Origin of the sequence: Thioclava sediminum, assembly GCF_002020355.1 — a bacterium.
Taxonomy (GTDB): domain Bacteria; phylum Pseudomonadota; class Alphaproteobacteria; order Rhodobacterales; family Rhodobacteraceae; genus Thioclava; species Thioclava sediminum.
The window spans coordinates 108,877-124,657 of sequence record NZ_MPZV01000003.1; the positions used below are offsets into that span (position 1 = coordinate 108,877).

The 15,781-nt window shown below is 63.2% G+C and carries 12 protein-coding genes; 8 read left to right on the forward strand and 4 right to left on the reverse strand.

All coding sequences use genetic code 11. The features are described from left to right. Window positions 1–9: 9 nt before the first annotated feature. From BMI91_RS12860 to BMI91_RS12870, 3 genes are all read right to left on the reverse strand, one after another. Window positions 10–705, reverse strand: a complete 696-nt coding sequence (locus BMI91_RS12860; protein ID WP_078605233.1) for a sulfotransferase — start codon at window positions 703–705, stop codon at window positions 10–12. Window positions 706–818: 113 nt separating this feature from the next. After that, complete coding sequence (locus BMI91_RS12865; RefSeq protein WP_078605235.1) at window positions 819–2,165, reverse strand: TadG family pilus assembly protein; 1,347 nt, start codon at window positions 2,163–2,165, stop codon at window positions 819–821. A 1-nt stretch (window position 2,166) separates the two neighbouring features. Further along, entirely contained in the window at window positions 2,167–2,556 is a 390-nt protein-coding gene (locus BMI91_RS12870; RefSeq protein ID WP_158522156.1) for a TadE/TadG family type IV pilus assembly protein, read from the reverse strand. Window positions 2,557–2,786: 230 nt separating this feature from the next. Here BMI91_RS12870 and BMI91_RS12875 point away from each other — a divergent pair, with 230 nt between their 5' ends. Together BMI91_RS12875 and BMI91_RS12880 are read left to right on the forward strand one after the other, a co-directional pair. Continuing rightward, entirely contained in the window at window positions 2,787–3,947 is a 1,161-nt protein-coding gene (locus tag BMI91_RS12875) for an RsmB/NOP family class I SAM-dependent RNA methyltransferase (RefSeq protein ID WP_078605236.1), read from the forward strand. 153 nt (window positions 3,948–4,100) lie between these two features. Next, window positions 4,101–6,467 (forward strand): ATP-binding response regulator, encoded by a 2,367-nt coding sequence (locus BMI91_RS12880; RefSeq protein ID WP_078605763.1) that lies wholly within the window; start codon window positions 4,101–4,103, stop codon window positions 6,465–6,467. On the opposite strand, the gene BMI91_RS12885 is transcribed toward BMI91_RS12880, so the two are convergent. Beyond that, window positions 6,459–7,061 carry a hypothetical protein gene (locus BMI91_RS12885; RefSeq protein WP_078572266.1) on the reverse strand — a complete coding sequence of 201 codons (603 nt, stop codon included), beginning with the start codon at window positions 7,059–7,061 and terminating at the stop codon, window positions 6,459–6,461. The genes BMI91_RS12880 and BMI91_RS12885 overlap by 9 nt on opposite strands. 215 nt (window positions 7,062–7,276) lie before the next feature. On the opposite strand from BMI91_RS12885, the gene recA reads away from it, so the two are divergent. From recA to BMI91_RS12915, 6 genes are all read left to right on the forward strand, one after another. Beyond that, complete coding sequence (recA, locus tag BMI91_RS12890) at window positions 7,277–8,344, forward strand: recombinase RecA (RefSeq protein ID WP_078523378.1); 1,068 nt, start codon at window positions 7,277–7,279, stop codon at window positions 8,342–8,344. Between the two features lie 125 nt (window positions 8,345–8,469). Further along, complete coding sequence (alaS, locus tag BMI91_RS12895) at window positions 8,470–11,124, forward strand: alanine--tRNA ligase (protein ID WP_078605238.1); 2,655 nt, start codon at window positions 8,470–8,472, stop codon at window positions 11,122–11,124. After that, window positions 11,124–11,429 (forward strand): DUF1330 domain-containing protein, encoded by a 306-nt coding sequence (locus BMI91_RS12900; RefSeq protein WP_078550499.1) that lies wholly within the window; start codon window positions 11,124–11,126, stop codon window positions 11,427–11,429. The genes alaS and BMI91_RS12900 overlap by 1 nt, the downstream gene beginning before the upstream one ends. Window positions 11,430–11,687: 258 nt before the next feature. Next, the gene (cysS, locus tag BMI91_RS12905) at window positions 11,688–13,196 is read left to right on the forward strand and encodes a cysteine--tRNA ligase (RefSeq protein WP_078605239.1); all 1,509 of its coding nucleotides are present in this window, start codon (window positions 11,688–11,690) and stop codon (window positions 13,194–13,196) included. Window positions 13,197–13,326: 130 nt separating this feature from the next. Beyond that, window positions 13,327–14,949: a citramalate synthase gene (cimA, locus tag BMI91_RS12910; RefSeq protein WP_078605241.1), complete on the forward strand. Its 1,623-nt coding sequence runs from the start codon at window positions 13,327–13,329 to the stop codon at window positions 14,947–14,949. Then, window positions 14,946–15,710, forward strand: coding sequence for a squalene/phytoene synthase family protein (locus tag BMI91_RS12915; RefSeq protein ID WP_078605243.1), 765 nt, complete (start codon window positions 14,946–14,948; stop codon window positions 15,708–15,710). The genes cimA and BMI91_RS12915 overlap by 4 nt, the downstream gene beginning before the upstream one ends. Window positions 15,711–15,781 lie beyond the last annotated feature (71 nt).

Genomic DNA, 15,781 nt, shown 5'->3' on the forward strand with positions numbered 1-15,781 from the left:
TCGGAGGGGTCAGCGGAAGAAGCGCGGCCGCAGATGGGCGTTGAGCTTTTTCGCCAAGCGCTTGAGCGGGTGCATCTTCTTGCCGCGCGTGCGTCCGATATCCTGCAGATCCGCCGCATCGAGCCCATAGGCGGGCAGGCGGGCCGCGAGGTCGTCGGCGCTGTCGTGATCCAGATCGAATTCCACGTATTGATCCGGCTTGTCGGCCATATAGGCGCGCACATCGGCCAGATGCGCATCCCATTCCGCGCACCATTGATCCTTCAGTACTTCGAGATCGGTCAGCCCCCGCGCCGCCAGTTCGCGCTTGGCAAACTCGCCATGGCCATGCTTGAGGCGCGAGGCGATCCAGCCTTCGCGGTCGCGGAAGTTCAGCAGCAGGATCGTGTCGGGATAGTCGCGCAGGATCTCGCGGAACGCCGTGGCGCCTTCCCAGGTCACGGTGCCGTCGCTGTAGATCAGGTCGCAGTAGAAGGTGAAATTCTCGGCGCTGGCAAAGACTTTGCGCCCGGCGGCGAGGTTCTCGCGCATCACCCGGCCGATGCGGCGCGGCACGGGGCGGCCTTCGCGGATCTTGTGGTGAACGGTGGGGTGACCCGCGGCGCGGAACAGCTCGGCCAGCGAGCGCGTGCCGCATTTGTTGAACCCGATTGCGACGACGCGCGGCAGGGCGTGCGGTTGCGCGGAAGCGGCGCGATCTTGCATGGCGACCTCGGAGCGGGTGAGACAGGAGCGGCGATAGCCTAGCCTCTCCTATCCCATCTTGGGCGGACCGTTTCAATCGCGCTTTGCGCGACTGACGCTCCGCCGCAAGCCGGTTACATCCGCAGCCGGAAGTAGCTCATCTCGATATTGCCTTCCATCCCGGTGTCGCAATGGCCGAAGCGCGAGTTCGAGGTGCCGTCGATCTTGCCGCCAGAGACGATCGCGACGCCTTCGATCCCGTCGGCCTGCGCCGAGAAGCTCACATCCTTCATTGCGAGGATCTGACCGCCGTAGAAGGAGATTTTCGCCGCCGAGGAGACGCCACCCATCGTGATCAGCTTCGCGCCGCCATCGGGGGCGCAATTGTCGTTACGCCCGATCCGCAGCCCCTGCGGAGCCGAGAAGCTGCGATCATCGGTCGAGGTGTTCGCGAAGATCGCGTTTTCGAGCGCGACGCCATTGCCGAATTTCACCGGGCAGCTCGCGATCACCGCGACTTCTGAGAGCACGCTCGGATCGGTCGTCACAGTGTCGTCGACCTTGCTCGGCACCGAGATCGTCACGCTCGAATTGCAGTCGAGCACATAGAGATTGCCGGGGGTGAAATCGGTAGTTTCAAGCTTCGTTCCGGTAAGGACCGTCGGGGTTCTGTTCGTGATATAGGCCGGCAAGTAGCCGGTGCCGTCCCGCATGGACTGGATGATTTTCGGAATCCGGTCGAGCACGCGCAGCTTGTAGAAGGAGGTGCGCAGCGCCTCTTGCAGCCCGTCATTCTTCGTGAAGCCCGAGGCGGGAATGTCGAGCTTGCTGGTGTCGGGCATCGACACGATCGCGCCGCTCTCGAAGAGGTTGTTCTGATTGAGCGAAACATATTGCGCCGCATAGAGGCAGAAGCCCGAAGCGAAGCTGTTGCCCGATTGCAGGTCGATAACGCCTTTCGCGGCCAGACCTTCGGTGAGGCAGGCGGGCTGATAGGCTTCGGCCACGGCGCCGGTGTTGATTTGCCAACCGTCCTGACCGATCACCTTGCCGAAGAAGGTGGGTGCGGCGTTCGCGCGCTCGGTCGTGCGATGGGCCATCACGCGGACGGCCGGGCTCAGATCGAGGTCTTCGGCGTAATCCGTGACGAAGCGGTGATTGGTCGCGTCGTAATAGCCGAAGGTCACGTCGTCTTTGGTGATCACCGAAGTCCCGTCATCGGAGGCGAGGTTGGAATGCGCCAGCTGGGCCGCACGGGTCTTCGCCTCGTCTTTGGTGATCAGCGGGTCAGAGGAGAGATACATCGCGCCGAGCGCCGCCGCATCGGCCGCGTCCTGCATCACCACCCGATTGCGATAGCCGTTCGAGACGTCGAGCGCGAGGCTGCCGACAGCGAGGAACAGGATCGTCCAGAACAGCGAAAGCTGGGTGATCATGCCATCTTCTTCAGCGGTAAAATCGGTAATCGTTACGCGGTTCATGTCAGGACTCCATGTAGCGGTAGTCGTGGACCGTGAGGTCCATGTTGAGAACTCTGGTGAAAAGACCTGTAGCGACGAGTTCGGACATCGGGATCGTCACGCGGGTCTCGATGATCCCGTCTGTGACCTGCGTGTCGACCGTGTACGTATTTTCGTCATAGGGCAGCAGGGCGCGCAGGCGCGCCATCGTGTCCTCGTCATTCTCGAACCGCCCAACCGAGTAGGCGCGATCGACATCCTGCACGATACCGAGGATCCGCGACTGGGCGTTGAAGATGAGGGAAACATCGACGGTGGCGGCGAGCATCCCGATAAACAACGGCAGCCAGAGCAATGCTTCGATCGTTGTGGCGCCGTCTTCGGCGGAGAAGAAACTCTTTAAACGCTTCAAGACAGGACGCCCCATGGTTGAAAACGGTTGATTAACTATCTCCAGTTGCAAAAAGCGAAACTACCGCGGCGTAAATATGGCGAAATTGCGAAAATGGGGCTGAAATTGATCGGAATCGACACATTTGGGCGCGCGATGCTTCGGGCTGCGGTCTTTGCAGCGCGACGTTGCGCCGGTCCCCGCCGCCGCCTACAACGCCCCCAGATCACAGCTTGTTTCGGAGCCCGCCCATGACGCCCGCCGCGCGCTATGCCGCCGCCATCGATATTCTCGACCGCATCCAGACGGGCGAGGTGGCCGAGCGCGCGCTGACCAACTGGGCGCGCGGCCACCGGTTCGCGGGCTCCAAGGACCGCGCGGCGATCCGCGATCACGTCTTCGATGTGTTGCGCTGCAAGGCGAGTGCCGCGCTTGCCGGGGGCGGGGCGCAGGGACGCGCCTTGGTCGCCGGGCTGCTCCGTTTGCAGGGCACCGATCCCGCAACGGTCTTCACAGGCGAGGGCTTTGCGCCTGATCCTCTCTCCGACGAGGAGCGCGCGGCCCTGTCCAAGCCTTTGCCCGACGACATTGCGCAATTGGACTGGCCCGATTGGCTGCGCGACCAGCTTGCCGCCGATCTCGGGCCGGACTTCAACGCCATTTCCGAGGCGATGCGCGCCCGCGCGCCGGTCTTCCTGCGCGTCAATCTCGCAAAAGCAGACCGCGCCGAGGCGATCGCCGCGCTCGCCAAGGATGGAATCGAGGCGTTTCCGCATCCGCTGGCAGAGACGGCGCTGGAGCTTGGCGAGGGCGCGCGGCGCATTCAGCAGGCTGAGGCTTACACGAACGGTCTGGTGGAGTTGCAGGATGCGGCGTCGCAAGCGGCCATCGCCTCTGTCCCGATCGCGGCGGGTCAGCGCGTGCTCGATTATTGCGCGGGTGGCGGGGGCAAGGCGCTGGCGCTGGCGGCAGCCTGTCCCGAGGCGCAGATCGCCGCGCACGACATCGATGCGGGGCGGATGCGCGATCTGCCCGTCCGTGCGAAACGGGCCGGGACGAAAGTGGCCATGCGCGCGCCGGGCGATCCTGGGACGGGCTATGACCTCGTCTTGGTCGATGCGCCCTGTTCGGGCTCGGGGACCTGGCGCCGGGCGCCGGATGCGAAATGGCGTCTGAGTGCTGCGCGGCTGGCCGAACTCGTGACCCTGCAGAGCGAAATTCTCGACGTCGCCCGCGACCTCGTCGCACCCGGCGGACGACTGGTTTACATGACATGCTCGCTTCTCTCGGTCGAGAATGGAGCGCAGATCGCCGATTTCGTGACGCGTCACGGCTGCGAGCTCGTGTCGCAGCGGCAATTCACGCCGCTCTCCGGTGGAGACGGGTTTTTCGTCGCCCAGCCCCAGCTCTGATTTTTCTGCCACTTTTACCGCCCGGATCACGGCTGCGTGATTGACTCAATCGTCAGTTGAAAGTCTAGTCGCGTTAATTGGGTTTTAATTATTTTACCGCGCTATGGGGCCGATCTGTCAGGCAGGGAGGCGAGCGTGGGGCGGAACGAATTGATGCTGCAGCCACTCTCGAAGACGATGGCGGCGCTGGCGCCGGGTGCGGTCTATTTGCTGCTTGCAGCGGGAATAGCGGCGGCGATCGCCTTCGTGATGCCCGATGAGGTGGTGACCTGGGCGATGTTCTCCGTCGCGGGAACGCTCGTGATCACCGCCGCTTGGCTGCGTCTGGCCTTGGCGCAGGACCGAAGGCGGCGCGCACGACAGCAGGAAACGCTCGCGAATTTCATCGCCCATGACGCCGCGCCGAGTTTTACCACGGATCCCGAAGGCGAGATCGGCTATCAGAACCGCGCCGCCGTGGACCGTTTCGGCTCGCGCGGCGGGCAGGGGCTGGCGCGAACCCTGGCGGAACTCTTCGCTGATCCGGGCGCGGTGTTGCGCCGCCTGCAAAGCAAGGCAGAGGCGACGGGGGCCGCGCGCGAGGATCTCGTGACCCGGCGCGGCCATCTGCGGCTCTCTGTTCATCGTATCGGCTCGGGCGATTTTCTCTGGCGGCTCGAAGATATGGCCGAACGGACGATTGGCGGGCGCGGCGCGGAAACGATCAGCTTGCCGATGCTCACCGTCTCCAATGGCGGCACGATCCTGTTCATGAACGAGGCGCTGCGGCGGCTCGTGGGGGAGCGGGTGCGCTCTCTCGATCGTATTTTCACCGATCTGCCACTGCGCTCGGGCGAAGAGCACGAGATCAAGGGAGAGGGCGGCCCCGTCACCGCGGTCGTGGCCCAGCTTGAAGGCGTGGGCGGTCGATCCGAGGTTTATCTGCTCCCGATCGGTGGACCGCGCTCCGCCGCGGAAGGCGCGAATTTCGAGGCGCTGCCCGTCGCTATGCTGCGCCTGTCGGCCCATGGTCGGGTGCGCGCAGCCAATCGTGCCGCGCGTGGCCTCCTTGGCGGGATCGAGCCACAGACCCGCCTTGCCGACCTCCTCGAAGGGCTCGGGCGCCCGGTCTCGGACTGGGTGAACGACGCGCTCGCAGGCCGTGCCGATGGCCGACCCGAAGTGCTGCGCGCCCGGCGCGGCGACAAGGAGGTCTTTCTTCAGGTTACACTCTCGCGGATCGTGGAAAACGGGCGTGCGGGGCTGCTCGCCGTCCTGTCCGACGCGACGCAGCTCAAGACGCTCGAGGCGCAATTCGTACAAAGTCAGAAGATGCAGGCAATCGGTCAGCTCGCAGGCGGTGTCGCGCATGATTTCAACAATCTGCTCACCGCGATTTCGGGTCATTGCGACCTGCTGATGCTGCGCCACGACAAGGGCGATGGCGACTATGCCGATCTCGATCAGATCAGCCAGAATGCCAATCGCGCCGCCGCGCTAGTGGGGCAATTGCTTGCCTTCTCGCGCAAGCAGACGCTGAAGCCGGAAATCCTCGATCTGCACGACACGCTTTCCGATCTTACCCATCTGCTCAATCGGTTGGTTGGCGAAAAGGTCGTCCTGAGCGTCAAGCATGAAAGCGATCCCGGGCGGGTGCGCGCAGACAAGCGGCAACTCGAACAGGTCATCATGAACCTCGTGGTGAACGCGCGCGACGCGATGCCCGGCGGGGGCGAGATTCGGATCGAGACCGACGCGGTGCACCTTGCCGAAAACCGCACCCGCGACCGTGTGGCTGTGCCGAAGGGCGACTATGTCGCGATCAAGGTCACCGATACCGGTACCGGTATCGCGGCCGATAAATTAAGCAAGATTTTCGAGCCCTTCTTCACCACCAAACGCACCGGCGAGGGTACAGGGCTCGGTCTTTCGACCGCCTATGGCATCGTGAAACAGACCGGCGGGTATATCTTTTGCGATTCCGTTCTGGGGACGGGGACGAGCTTCACGATCCTTTTGCCCGCCTATGAAGCTGGTGACGAAAGCGATACGCCGCGCGCCGACGGCGATGCCGCGGAGGCGCGAACTGCCCCGCGTGGCCCCACGACGCTTTCCGTCGTGCCCAAAGCGGAAGCTGCGCCGCTCCCAATAAAGGCGAACCGGGCCCTTGCCGCCGAGGCGACCGTGCTTCTGGTCGAGGACGAGCCCCCGGTGCGTGCCTTCGCCGCGCGCGCGCTCAAGCTGTGCGGCTACACCGTGCTGGAGGCCGAAAGCGCGGAAGAGGCGCTGGAACTGCTCGAAGATGCGGATTTGCAGGTCGATATCTTCGTCACCGACGTGATCATGCCCGGGCTCGATGGGCCAAGCTGGGTCAGCCGCGCGCTCGAGGCGCGGCCGGGCAAGCGCACGGTTTTCATGTCAGGCTATGCGGAGGAAGTGTTCCAGAACGGAACGTCCCCCGTACCGGATTCGGTCTTCCTGCCGAAACCGTTCTCGCTGAGCGAGTTGACCGCGACGGTGCAGGACTTGCTCTCACGCTAAGGCGCGGGTGACCCGATCATAGAGCGCAAGATCGTCTTGCATCGCAACCCGCAGCGCGGCCTCGGTCTCGGGGGCGAGCCCGGTCTCGACTGCCGGGGGGACGTTTACGCGGGGCAGGGTGATGGCGAAGCCGAGCTGATCTTCAAGAAAATGCACGAAATCCTCGATCCGCTCATAGGGAAAAATCCGGTCCACCAGCGGCGTGCCCGCATCATCACACAGAAATGCGGCCTGACTGGGCACGTCACTGAACCCTGCGCGCGGGTCCTCGATGTAATCGCGCGCGAATTGGTCGAAGGAATAGCCGGCTGAAATGTCGCTTTCCTCTATCAAATCGCGCAGTCGAAAACGATAGAGCGACCGCAACCAGTCGAGCGGCTCGCGCATCAACGCGACCGTGGTGAAACTGGCCTCGGTCTTCGACGACAGCAACGGCGCAAGATGATCCTGGAAATCGCGGGCCGAGGCGTGTTTGAGAACAGCCGGACGGGTCAGTGCGACGTCGGCCAAAGACTCCAGCGCGGTCTCGACCGCAGAGGAACCTGCCTTCGGCGTGGCGAGGAAGACGAGTTTTTGTGTCCAGAAAATCAGCATCTTGGCGGGTCAGCTCCTAACTGAGCCGGTGATAATCATTCGGCCGACGCGGGTAAACCGTTTCTTAACCGAATTGGCGGTTCAGTGAGTTGTGGAAAATTTTGTTGTAATGTTCACGTTCTGTGCGCATAGTGCGATCAGAACATGAGGTGAACATCCGCGCGAGGGCGTCGCATTGCCGACCAGCCGTCGCTGTGAAATAAGGAAGCGGACAAATGGCAGTAGCGAAGCTTTTCGATATGGATAAATCTCCCAAGGCAGACAAGCAAAAGGCGCTCGACTCGGCGCTGGCGCAGATCGAGCGGCAATTCGGCAAAGGCTCGATCATGAAGCTCGGCGGCGACACGCCCGCGCGGGAAATCGAAGCGACCTCGACCGGCTCGCTGGGCCTCGATATTGCGCTCGGCATCGGCGGGCTGCCGAAAGGCCGGATCGTCGAGATCTATGGGCCGGAAAGCTCGGGCAAGACGACGCTGACGCTGCACGCGATCGCGGAAGAGCAGAAGAAGGGTGGCGTCTGCGCCTTTGTCGACGCTGAACACGCGCTCGATCCGCAATATGCGCGCAAGCTTGGCGTCGATCTCGACGAGTTGCTGATCTCGCAGCCCGACGCAGGCGAGCAGGCGCTCGAAATCGTCGACACGCTGGTGCGTTCCGGCGCGGTCAGTCTCGTCGTGGTCGACTCGGTCGCGGCGCTGACGCCGAAGGCCGAAATCGAAGGCGATATGGGCGATCACACCGTGGGCGCGCAGGCCCGTCTGATGAGCCAGGCGATGCGCAAGCTGACCGCCTCGATCGGGCGTTCGAACTGCATGGTGATCTTCATTAACCAGATCCGGATGAAGATCGGGGTTATGTTCGGCTCGCCGGAGACGACGTCGGGCGGCAACGCGCTGAAATTCTACGCCTCCGTGCGTCTCGACATCCGCCGTATCGGCTCGATCAAGGATCGCGATGAGGTGGTGGGCAACCAGACCCGCGTGAAAGTGGTTAAGAACAAGGTGGCCCCGCCGTTCAAGCAGGTCGAGTTTGACATCATGTATGGCGAGGGCATCTCGAAGATGGGCGAGCTGGTTGATCTGGGCGTCAAGGCCGGGGTCGTCGACAAGGCTGGCGCCTGGTATTCCTACGGGGATGAACGCATCGGCCAAGGCCGTGAAAACGCGAAGACTTTCCTGCGCGAACACCCCGATGTCGCCTATGAGATCGAAGACAAGATTCGCGCCAGCCACGGGCTCGAATTCGACAAATTGTCCGAAGATGACGCGCTGACCGAAGACTGATCGTCACCGCAAATTCATGCAAAGGCCGGGAGCGTCGTCTCCCGGCCTTTTTGCGATTGCTGGACAGGGGCAAGGGGCGGCGTTAAACGGGACCGAACATGCCCGATCAGGCGAGACAGGACGATATGCCCAGCCTTAACGAAATCCGCTCCACTTTCCTTAATTATTTCGAGCGTAACGACCACCGGGTCGTTGACAGCTCGCCCCTCGTTCCGCGCAACGACCCGACGCTGATGTTCACCAATTCCGGCATGGTGCAGTTCAAGAACTGCTTCACCGGGGTGGAGAAGCGCGAGTACAACCGCGCAACGACCGCGCAGAAATGCGTGCGCGCCGGCGGCAAGCACAACGACCTCGACAATGTCGGCTACACCGCGCGCCACCATACGTTCTTTGAGATGCTGGGGAATTTCTCCTTCGGGGATTATTTCAAGGAAGACGCGATCCCGTTCGCCTGGGAATTGCTGACCAAGGATTTTGACATTCCGAAGGACAAGCTGCTGGTCACGGTTTACCACACCGATGACGAGGCGGCGAATATCTGGAAGAAGGTCGCAGGTCTGCCCGACGAGAAGATTATCCGTATCCCGACCTCGGACAACTTCTGGCAAATGGGCCCGACCGGTCCCTGCGGCCCCTGCACCGAGATTTTCTTCGATCACGGCGATCATATCTGGGGCGGCCCGCCCGGTTCGCCCGAGGAAGATGGCGACCGGTTCATCGAGATCTGGAACCTCGTCTTCATGCAGAACGAGCAGTTCGAGGACGGCTCGATGCGCGCGCTCGACATGCAGTCGATCGACACGGGCATGGGGCTCGAGCGGATCGGCGCTCTGCTGCAGGGCAAGCACGACAACTACGACACCGACCTGATGCGCCACCTGATCGAGGCTTCGGCCAACGCGACCGATGGCGCGCCGGACGGGCCGGGCAACGTTCATCACCGCGTGATCGCGGATCACCTGCGCTCGACCTCGTTCCTGATCGCGGATGGCGTGATGCCCTCGGCGGACGGGCGCGGCTATGTTCTGCGCCGGATCATGCGCCGCGCGATGCGTCACGCGCACCTGCTGGGCGCGAAGGATCCGGTCATGCACCGTCTTGTGCCGTCGCTGATCCGCGAGATGGGTGCGGCTTACCCCGAGCTCGGCCGGGCGCAAGCGCTGATCGAAGAGACGCTTCTGGGCGAGGAAACCCGCTTCAAGACCACGCTCGATCGCGGGCTCAAGCTGCTCGACGAGGCGCTTGTGGACCTGCCCGAAGGGGAGAGGCTACCGGGTGAGACTGCGTTCAAGCTCTATGACACGTTCGGCTTCCCGCTCGATCTGACGCAGGATGCGCTGCGCGAACGCGAGCGCGAGGTCGACACCGAAGGCTTCGATGCCGCGATGGAAGAGCAAAAGGCGAAGGCGCGCGCCAGCTGGTCCGGGACCGGCGAGGCGGCCAATGCCGCGATCTGGTTCGACCTGTCCGAGAAACTTGGCGCGACCGAATTCCTGGGCTACGACACCGAGACCGCAGAAGGTCAGATTACCGCGCTCGTGACCGACGGAGCCGAGATCGGCAAAGCCACCGGCGAAGTGCAGATCGTGGTCAACCAGACCCCATTCTACGCCGAAAGCGGCGGTCAGGTCGGCGATCGCGGTTGGATTGTGACCGAGACGGGTAAAGCCGAAGTTACCGACACCAAGAAAGTCGCGGGCGTCTTCATCCATTTCGCGCGCGTCACCGAGGGCGAACTCGCCAAGGGGCAGGGCGCGAAGCTGGAAGTCGATCACGCGCGCCGTAGCGCGATCCGCGCGAACCACTCGGCCACGCACCTGCTGCACGAGGCGCTGCGCCGCACGTTGGGTGATCACGTGGCGCAACGCGGCTCGCTCAATGCCGAGGACCGTCTGCGCTTCGATTTCTCGCATAACAAGGCGCTCTCGGCTGAGGAAGTCGCGAAGATCGAACGCGAAGTGAATGAATTCATTCGCCAAAACACGCAGGTCGATACTCGGATCATGACGCCGGATGACGCGCGCGATCTGGGCGCGCAGGCGCTGTTCGGCGAGAAATACGGCGATGAGGTCCGTGTCGTCTCGATGGGCGAGCTGGCCAATTCCGGCAAAGGCACGAACGGGAATGTCTATTCGCTCGAACTTTGCGGCGGCACCCATGTGAAGCGGACCGGCGATATCGGCACCTTCGTCCTGACCGGCGAAAGCGCGTCCTCGTCGGGCGTGCGTCGGATCGAGGCGCTGACCGGTGATATCGCGATGGCCGAGCTGCGCCGCCGCGACAAGCTGCTGGGCGAGATCGAAGGGCTGGTGAAAACCTCCGAGGCCGATCTGCTCGGACGTCTGCAGGCGATCCTCGACGAGCGCAAGGCGCTGGCCAATGAGATCGCGCAGCTTCGTCGTGAGCTTGCGATGGGCGGCGGTGCCTCCGGTGGTCCGGATATCAGCGAAATCAACGGCTTGAAGTTCGTTCCTCAGGTTGTTTCCGGTGTGACCGGCAAGGACCTTCCGGGGATCGTGGACGAGCTGAAAGAGAATGTCGGCTCCGGCGTGATCCTCGTGGTGGCCGATGCGGGCGGCAAGGCGGCCGTAGCGGCTGGCGTGACCAAGGACCTGACCGAGCGCGTCAGCGCGGTCGATCTGGTGAAAGCCGCAGCGCAGGCACTTGGCGGCAAAGGCGGCGGCGGTCGTCCCGATATGGCGCAAGCCGGCGGGGCCGATCCGTCGAAAGCCGATGAGGCCATCGCGGCCGTGAAAACTGTTCTGGAGGGATTGTAATGGCAGGCGCATTCTGGATCGCCCATGTGAAGGTGCTCGACGACGAGGCCTATGGCAAATACGCCGAGGGCGCGGGCCCTGCGATCGCGAAACATGGCGGACGGTTCCTCGCCCGTGGCGCGCGCTATGTGCAGCTCGAAGGCAATGACCGCGCGCGCAATGTCGTCGCTTGGTTCCCGTCTCTGGAAGCGGCCGAAACCTGCTACTACTCCGACGAGTATCAGGCGGCGCTCGCCCATGCCAAAGGCGCATCCGAGCGCGACCTGATGATCGTCGAGGCGATGGACGACGTCGAAATCAAATGAAGATCGGCCTGTAAGGCACTGATCAGAAAGTATTTGGAAGGCGGCTTCGGCCGCCTTTTTCTATGATGTCGTACCCGGTCGTTTTTGCTCTGGACCTTCGGGCACGCTGCGTCCTATGCTGCCGCCATGACCACGAAGACCATCATCATCTGCTGCATTATCCGCTGACATACGTCACGCGGGCCGGTCTTCTCTTTCCAAATTTCTCATGACCTTGTAAGCCCGCCGGCAGGTGCCGCCGACCCTTTGCGAGGACACATGACCCAGATCCGTTTGCGCAATTCCCTGACCCGGAAAGTCGAGGATTTTCGTCCGATCGATGCCGACAACGTGCGGATGTATCTCTGCGGCCCGACCGTTTACGACCGCGCGCATCTCGGCAACGCCCGTCCGGTGGTGGTGTTCGACGTGCTCTACCGGCTGCTGCGCCACGTCTATGGGCCGGAGCACGTCACCTATGTGCGCAATTTTACGGATGTGGATGACAAGATCAACGCGACGGCGCTCGCGCGCAAGGAAGCCGGGGCCGAAGGGTCGCTGGAAGAGCTGATCCGCGCGCGGACCGAGGAAACCATCGGCTGGTATCATGCCGACATGGACGCGCTCGGCGCCTTGCGTCCCGATCAGGAACCGCGCGCGACCGACTACATCGGCGCGATGATCGCGATGATCGAAACGCTGATCGAAGATGGTCACGCCTATGCCGCCGAGGGGCATGTTCTGTTCCGGGTGCGCAGCTACAAGGATTACGGCGCGCTGTCCGGTCGGACGGTCGATGACATGATGGCGGGGGCCCGGGTTGAGGTCGCGCCCTTCAAGGAAGACCCGATGGATTTCGTGCTCTGGAAGCCCTCCGACGAGGGGCTGCCGGGCTGGGAGAGCCCGTGGGGTCGAGGCCGTCCGGGCTGGCATATCGAGTGCTCGGCCATGAGTTACGAATTGCTCGGCGCGTCGTTCGACATCCATGGCGGCGGCATCGACCTGCAATTCCCGCACCACGAGAACGAGATCGCGCAGAGTTGCTGCGCGCATCCCGAGGGCTCCTTCGCGAACTACTGGCTGCATAACGAGATGCTGCAGGTCGAGGGCAAGAAGATGTCCAAGAGCCTGGGGAATTTCTTCACCGTGCGGGATCTGCTGGACGGCCATGACGGCGAGAAGGGTATTCCGGGCGAGGTGATCCGCTTCGTGTTCCTGCAGACGCATTATACCAAGCCGATGGATTGGACGGCGGAGAAGGCGCGGCAGGCTGAGAGGACTTTGCGGCGCATTGCAGAGTTCTTGGCAGCGGATCCTCTTACGAAGCCTTGGATTGGCAGGCGATATGCAAAGCCGCCTCAAGAGTTCATTGACGCGCTTTCAAATGACCTTAATACGTCGCTGGCACTCTCCCTCGTGCGCAAGTATTTGAAAGAACGAGATGAGTTCAAGCTCATTGGGGCGCTTCGGCTCTTGGGATTTGACGACCAAGCCTTGGTACAGAAATTCTCGCAGTTCCAATTCGCAGCTTCCTCCAACGAATTTTCTTCAGGTTTTCGGATGTCCACTCGAGGAGACGAGGCATCGGAGAACCCAAATCGAATGACCGAACTGTACAATCGCTTTTCCGAAATGCGTAAAGAGGCAATGGAAACCAAAGATTTCGCGCCGGTCGATGCAATGAAACAGGCGCTCGTCGCCGCAGGCGTCGAAGTGCGCATGTCCAAGGATGGCGTCGAACTGCTGCCTGGACCCGATTTCGACCCCGCGAAGCTGGAGGGCCTGTGATGGCGCGCGGCTACAGCGACAAGGGGCGCGCCGGACCCGAGGGGGGGCGCAATCGCGCCCGCCCTGGGGGGCGGGTCGGGCGCGGCCCGGCGTGCCGCCGGGCGGAACGTAACCTCGACGGAGGCAACCAATGACCAAACAACGCCTCTATCTCTACGACACGACGCTCCGCGATGGGCAGCAATCGGCGGGCGTCCAGTTCTCGGTGCCTGAGAAGATCGAGATCGCAAAGGCGCTCGACGGGATTGGTATCGATTATATCGAGGGCGGCTGGCCCGGGGCGAATCCGACTGACAGCGATTTCTTCGAGGCGTGGCCCGAGACGCGGGCGACGTTCACCGCCTTCGGGATGACCAAGCGGGCAGGGCGCTCCGCCGCGAATGACGACGTGCTCGCGGGCGTCATGAACGCGAATACGCCCGCCGTCTGCCTCGTCGGCAAGACGCATGACTACCACGTCACCACCGCGCTCGGGATCACGCTGGAGGAAAACCTCGAGAATATCCGCGCCTCGGTTGCGCATATGGTGGCGCAAGGTCGCGAGGCGCTGTTCGACGCCGAGCATTTCTTCGACGGCTACAAGGCGAACCCCGACTATGCGCTGGAGTGCTGCCGCGCGGCCTATGAGGCCGGCGCGCGCTGGATCGTTCTGTGCGACACCAATGGCGGCACGCTGCCGGGCGAGATCGGCAAGATCGTTGAAGCGGTGATCGCGGCGGGCATTCCCGGCGACCGTCTCGGCATCCATTGCCATGACGACACCGGCAACGCCGTGGCTGGCAGCCTCGCGGCCATCGAGGCCGGTGCGCGCCAGATCCAAGGCACACTGAATGGGCTGGGAGAGCGCTGCGGCAACGCAAACCTGATCACGCTGATCCCGACGCTTCTGCTGAAAGAGCCCTACGCCTCGACGCTCGACACCGGGATCGCGCCCGAAAACCTGCGCGACATCACCAAGCTTTCGCGCAAGCTCGACGATATCCTGAACCGTGTGCCGCTGCGCTCCGCGCCCTATGTCGGCGCCTCGGCCTTCACCCATAAGGCGGGGCTGCATGCCTCGGCGATCCTAAAAAATCCAGACACTTACGAGCATATCGACCCCGCCGTGGTGGGGAACACGCGGCTGATCCCGATGTCCAATCAGGCGGGCCAGTCGAACCTGCGTGCGCGGCTGAAAGGCATGGGGATCGAGGTCGCGAAGGACGATCCGCGCCTCGCCCGTATCCTCGATCTGATCAAGGAGCGCGAGGATCAGGGCTATGCCTATGACGGGGCGCAGGCGAGTTTCGAGCTGCTCGCGCGAGCGGAACTCGGGCAGTTGCCGAAGTTCTTCGAGGTGAAGCGCTACAAGGTCACGGTGGAGCGCCGCAAGAACCGCTACGACAAGATGGTCTCGATTTCCGAGGCGGTCGTGGTGGTGAAAGTCGGCGGGAAGAAGATGCTCTCGGTCTCGGAAAGCATGGACGAGCAGGGCCACGACCGCGGGCCGGTGAATGCGCTCTCGAAAGCGCTGTCGAAGGATCTCGGCCCCTATCAAAGCCTGATCGACGACATGAAACTGGTCGATTTCCGCGTCCGTATCACCCAAGGCGGCACCGAGGCCGTCACCCGCGTCATCATCGACAGCGAAGACGATGCGGGCCAGCGCTGGTCGACCGTGGGCGTGTCGCCGAACATAGTGGACGCGAGTTTCGAGGCGCTGCTGGATGCGATGATCTGGAAGCTGATGCGCGACGGGGCGAAACCGGCATGAGCGATCTGGCCGCGTCCCTTCAAGCGGCGGCCGAGGCCGTGCGGCAGGGTGATCCCGACCGGTTCGCCGCCACCATGGCCGCGCCCGCGGATCTGCGCGACCGTCTCTGGCCGCTCTACGCTGCCAATCTCGAGATCGCGCGTGCGCCCTGGGCGTCGTCGGAGCCGATGGTCGCCGAGATGCGCCTGCAATGGTGGGTCGATGCGCTGGAGGCTCTGTCCGAGGGCCGCGAACCGCCGCATGAGATCGGCCCGGCGCTTGTCTCGGTGGCACAACCCGCGCGCCATTTGATTGCCGCGGCCGAAGCCCGTCGTGCCGATTGCTGGCCCGATCCTTTCGACGATATTTCAAGCCTTTGGGCCTATCTCGATCAGACCTCGGGCGCGCTCTACTGGGCCGCCGCCGAGGCGCTCGGCGCGCCTGAGGAAGCGGAAATCACCGTGCGCAGTTTCGGTGCAGGCGCCGGGCTCGCGGCGCTCCTGCAGGCATGGTCCGATCTCGTCGCGCGGGGGCGTCCACCGCTTGTCGCACCGGACATCGCAACGCTGCATCAGCTCGCGGCGGAGGGCCAAGTGCGACTCGAACCCGCCCGCAAGCTGCGTCTGGGACCGGCGAAGGCAGCACTTCTTCCGGGATGGCAGGCTCGGGCGCTCCTCGCGCGCGCGCGCGTCATAGAAGACCCGCTTGCGCCGGGTGCGCTGGCGCTGTCGGAATTCCGCCGCAGATCGGGACTTTTGCGCGCCGCGCTGCTTGGCGTCTGAGCCCCTTGGGGGGCAGTGTGCGGGAAATTTTCGGAAATTAGAGGAATCTTCAACTCTTCGCCTGAAGGTGA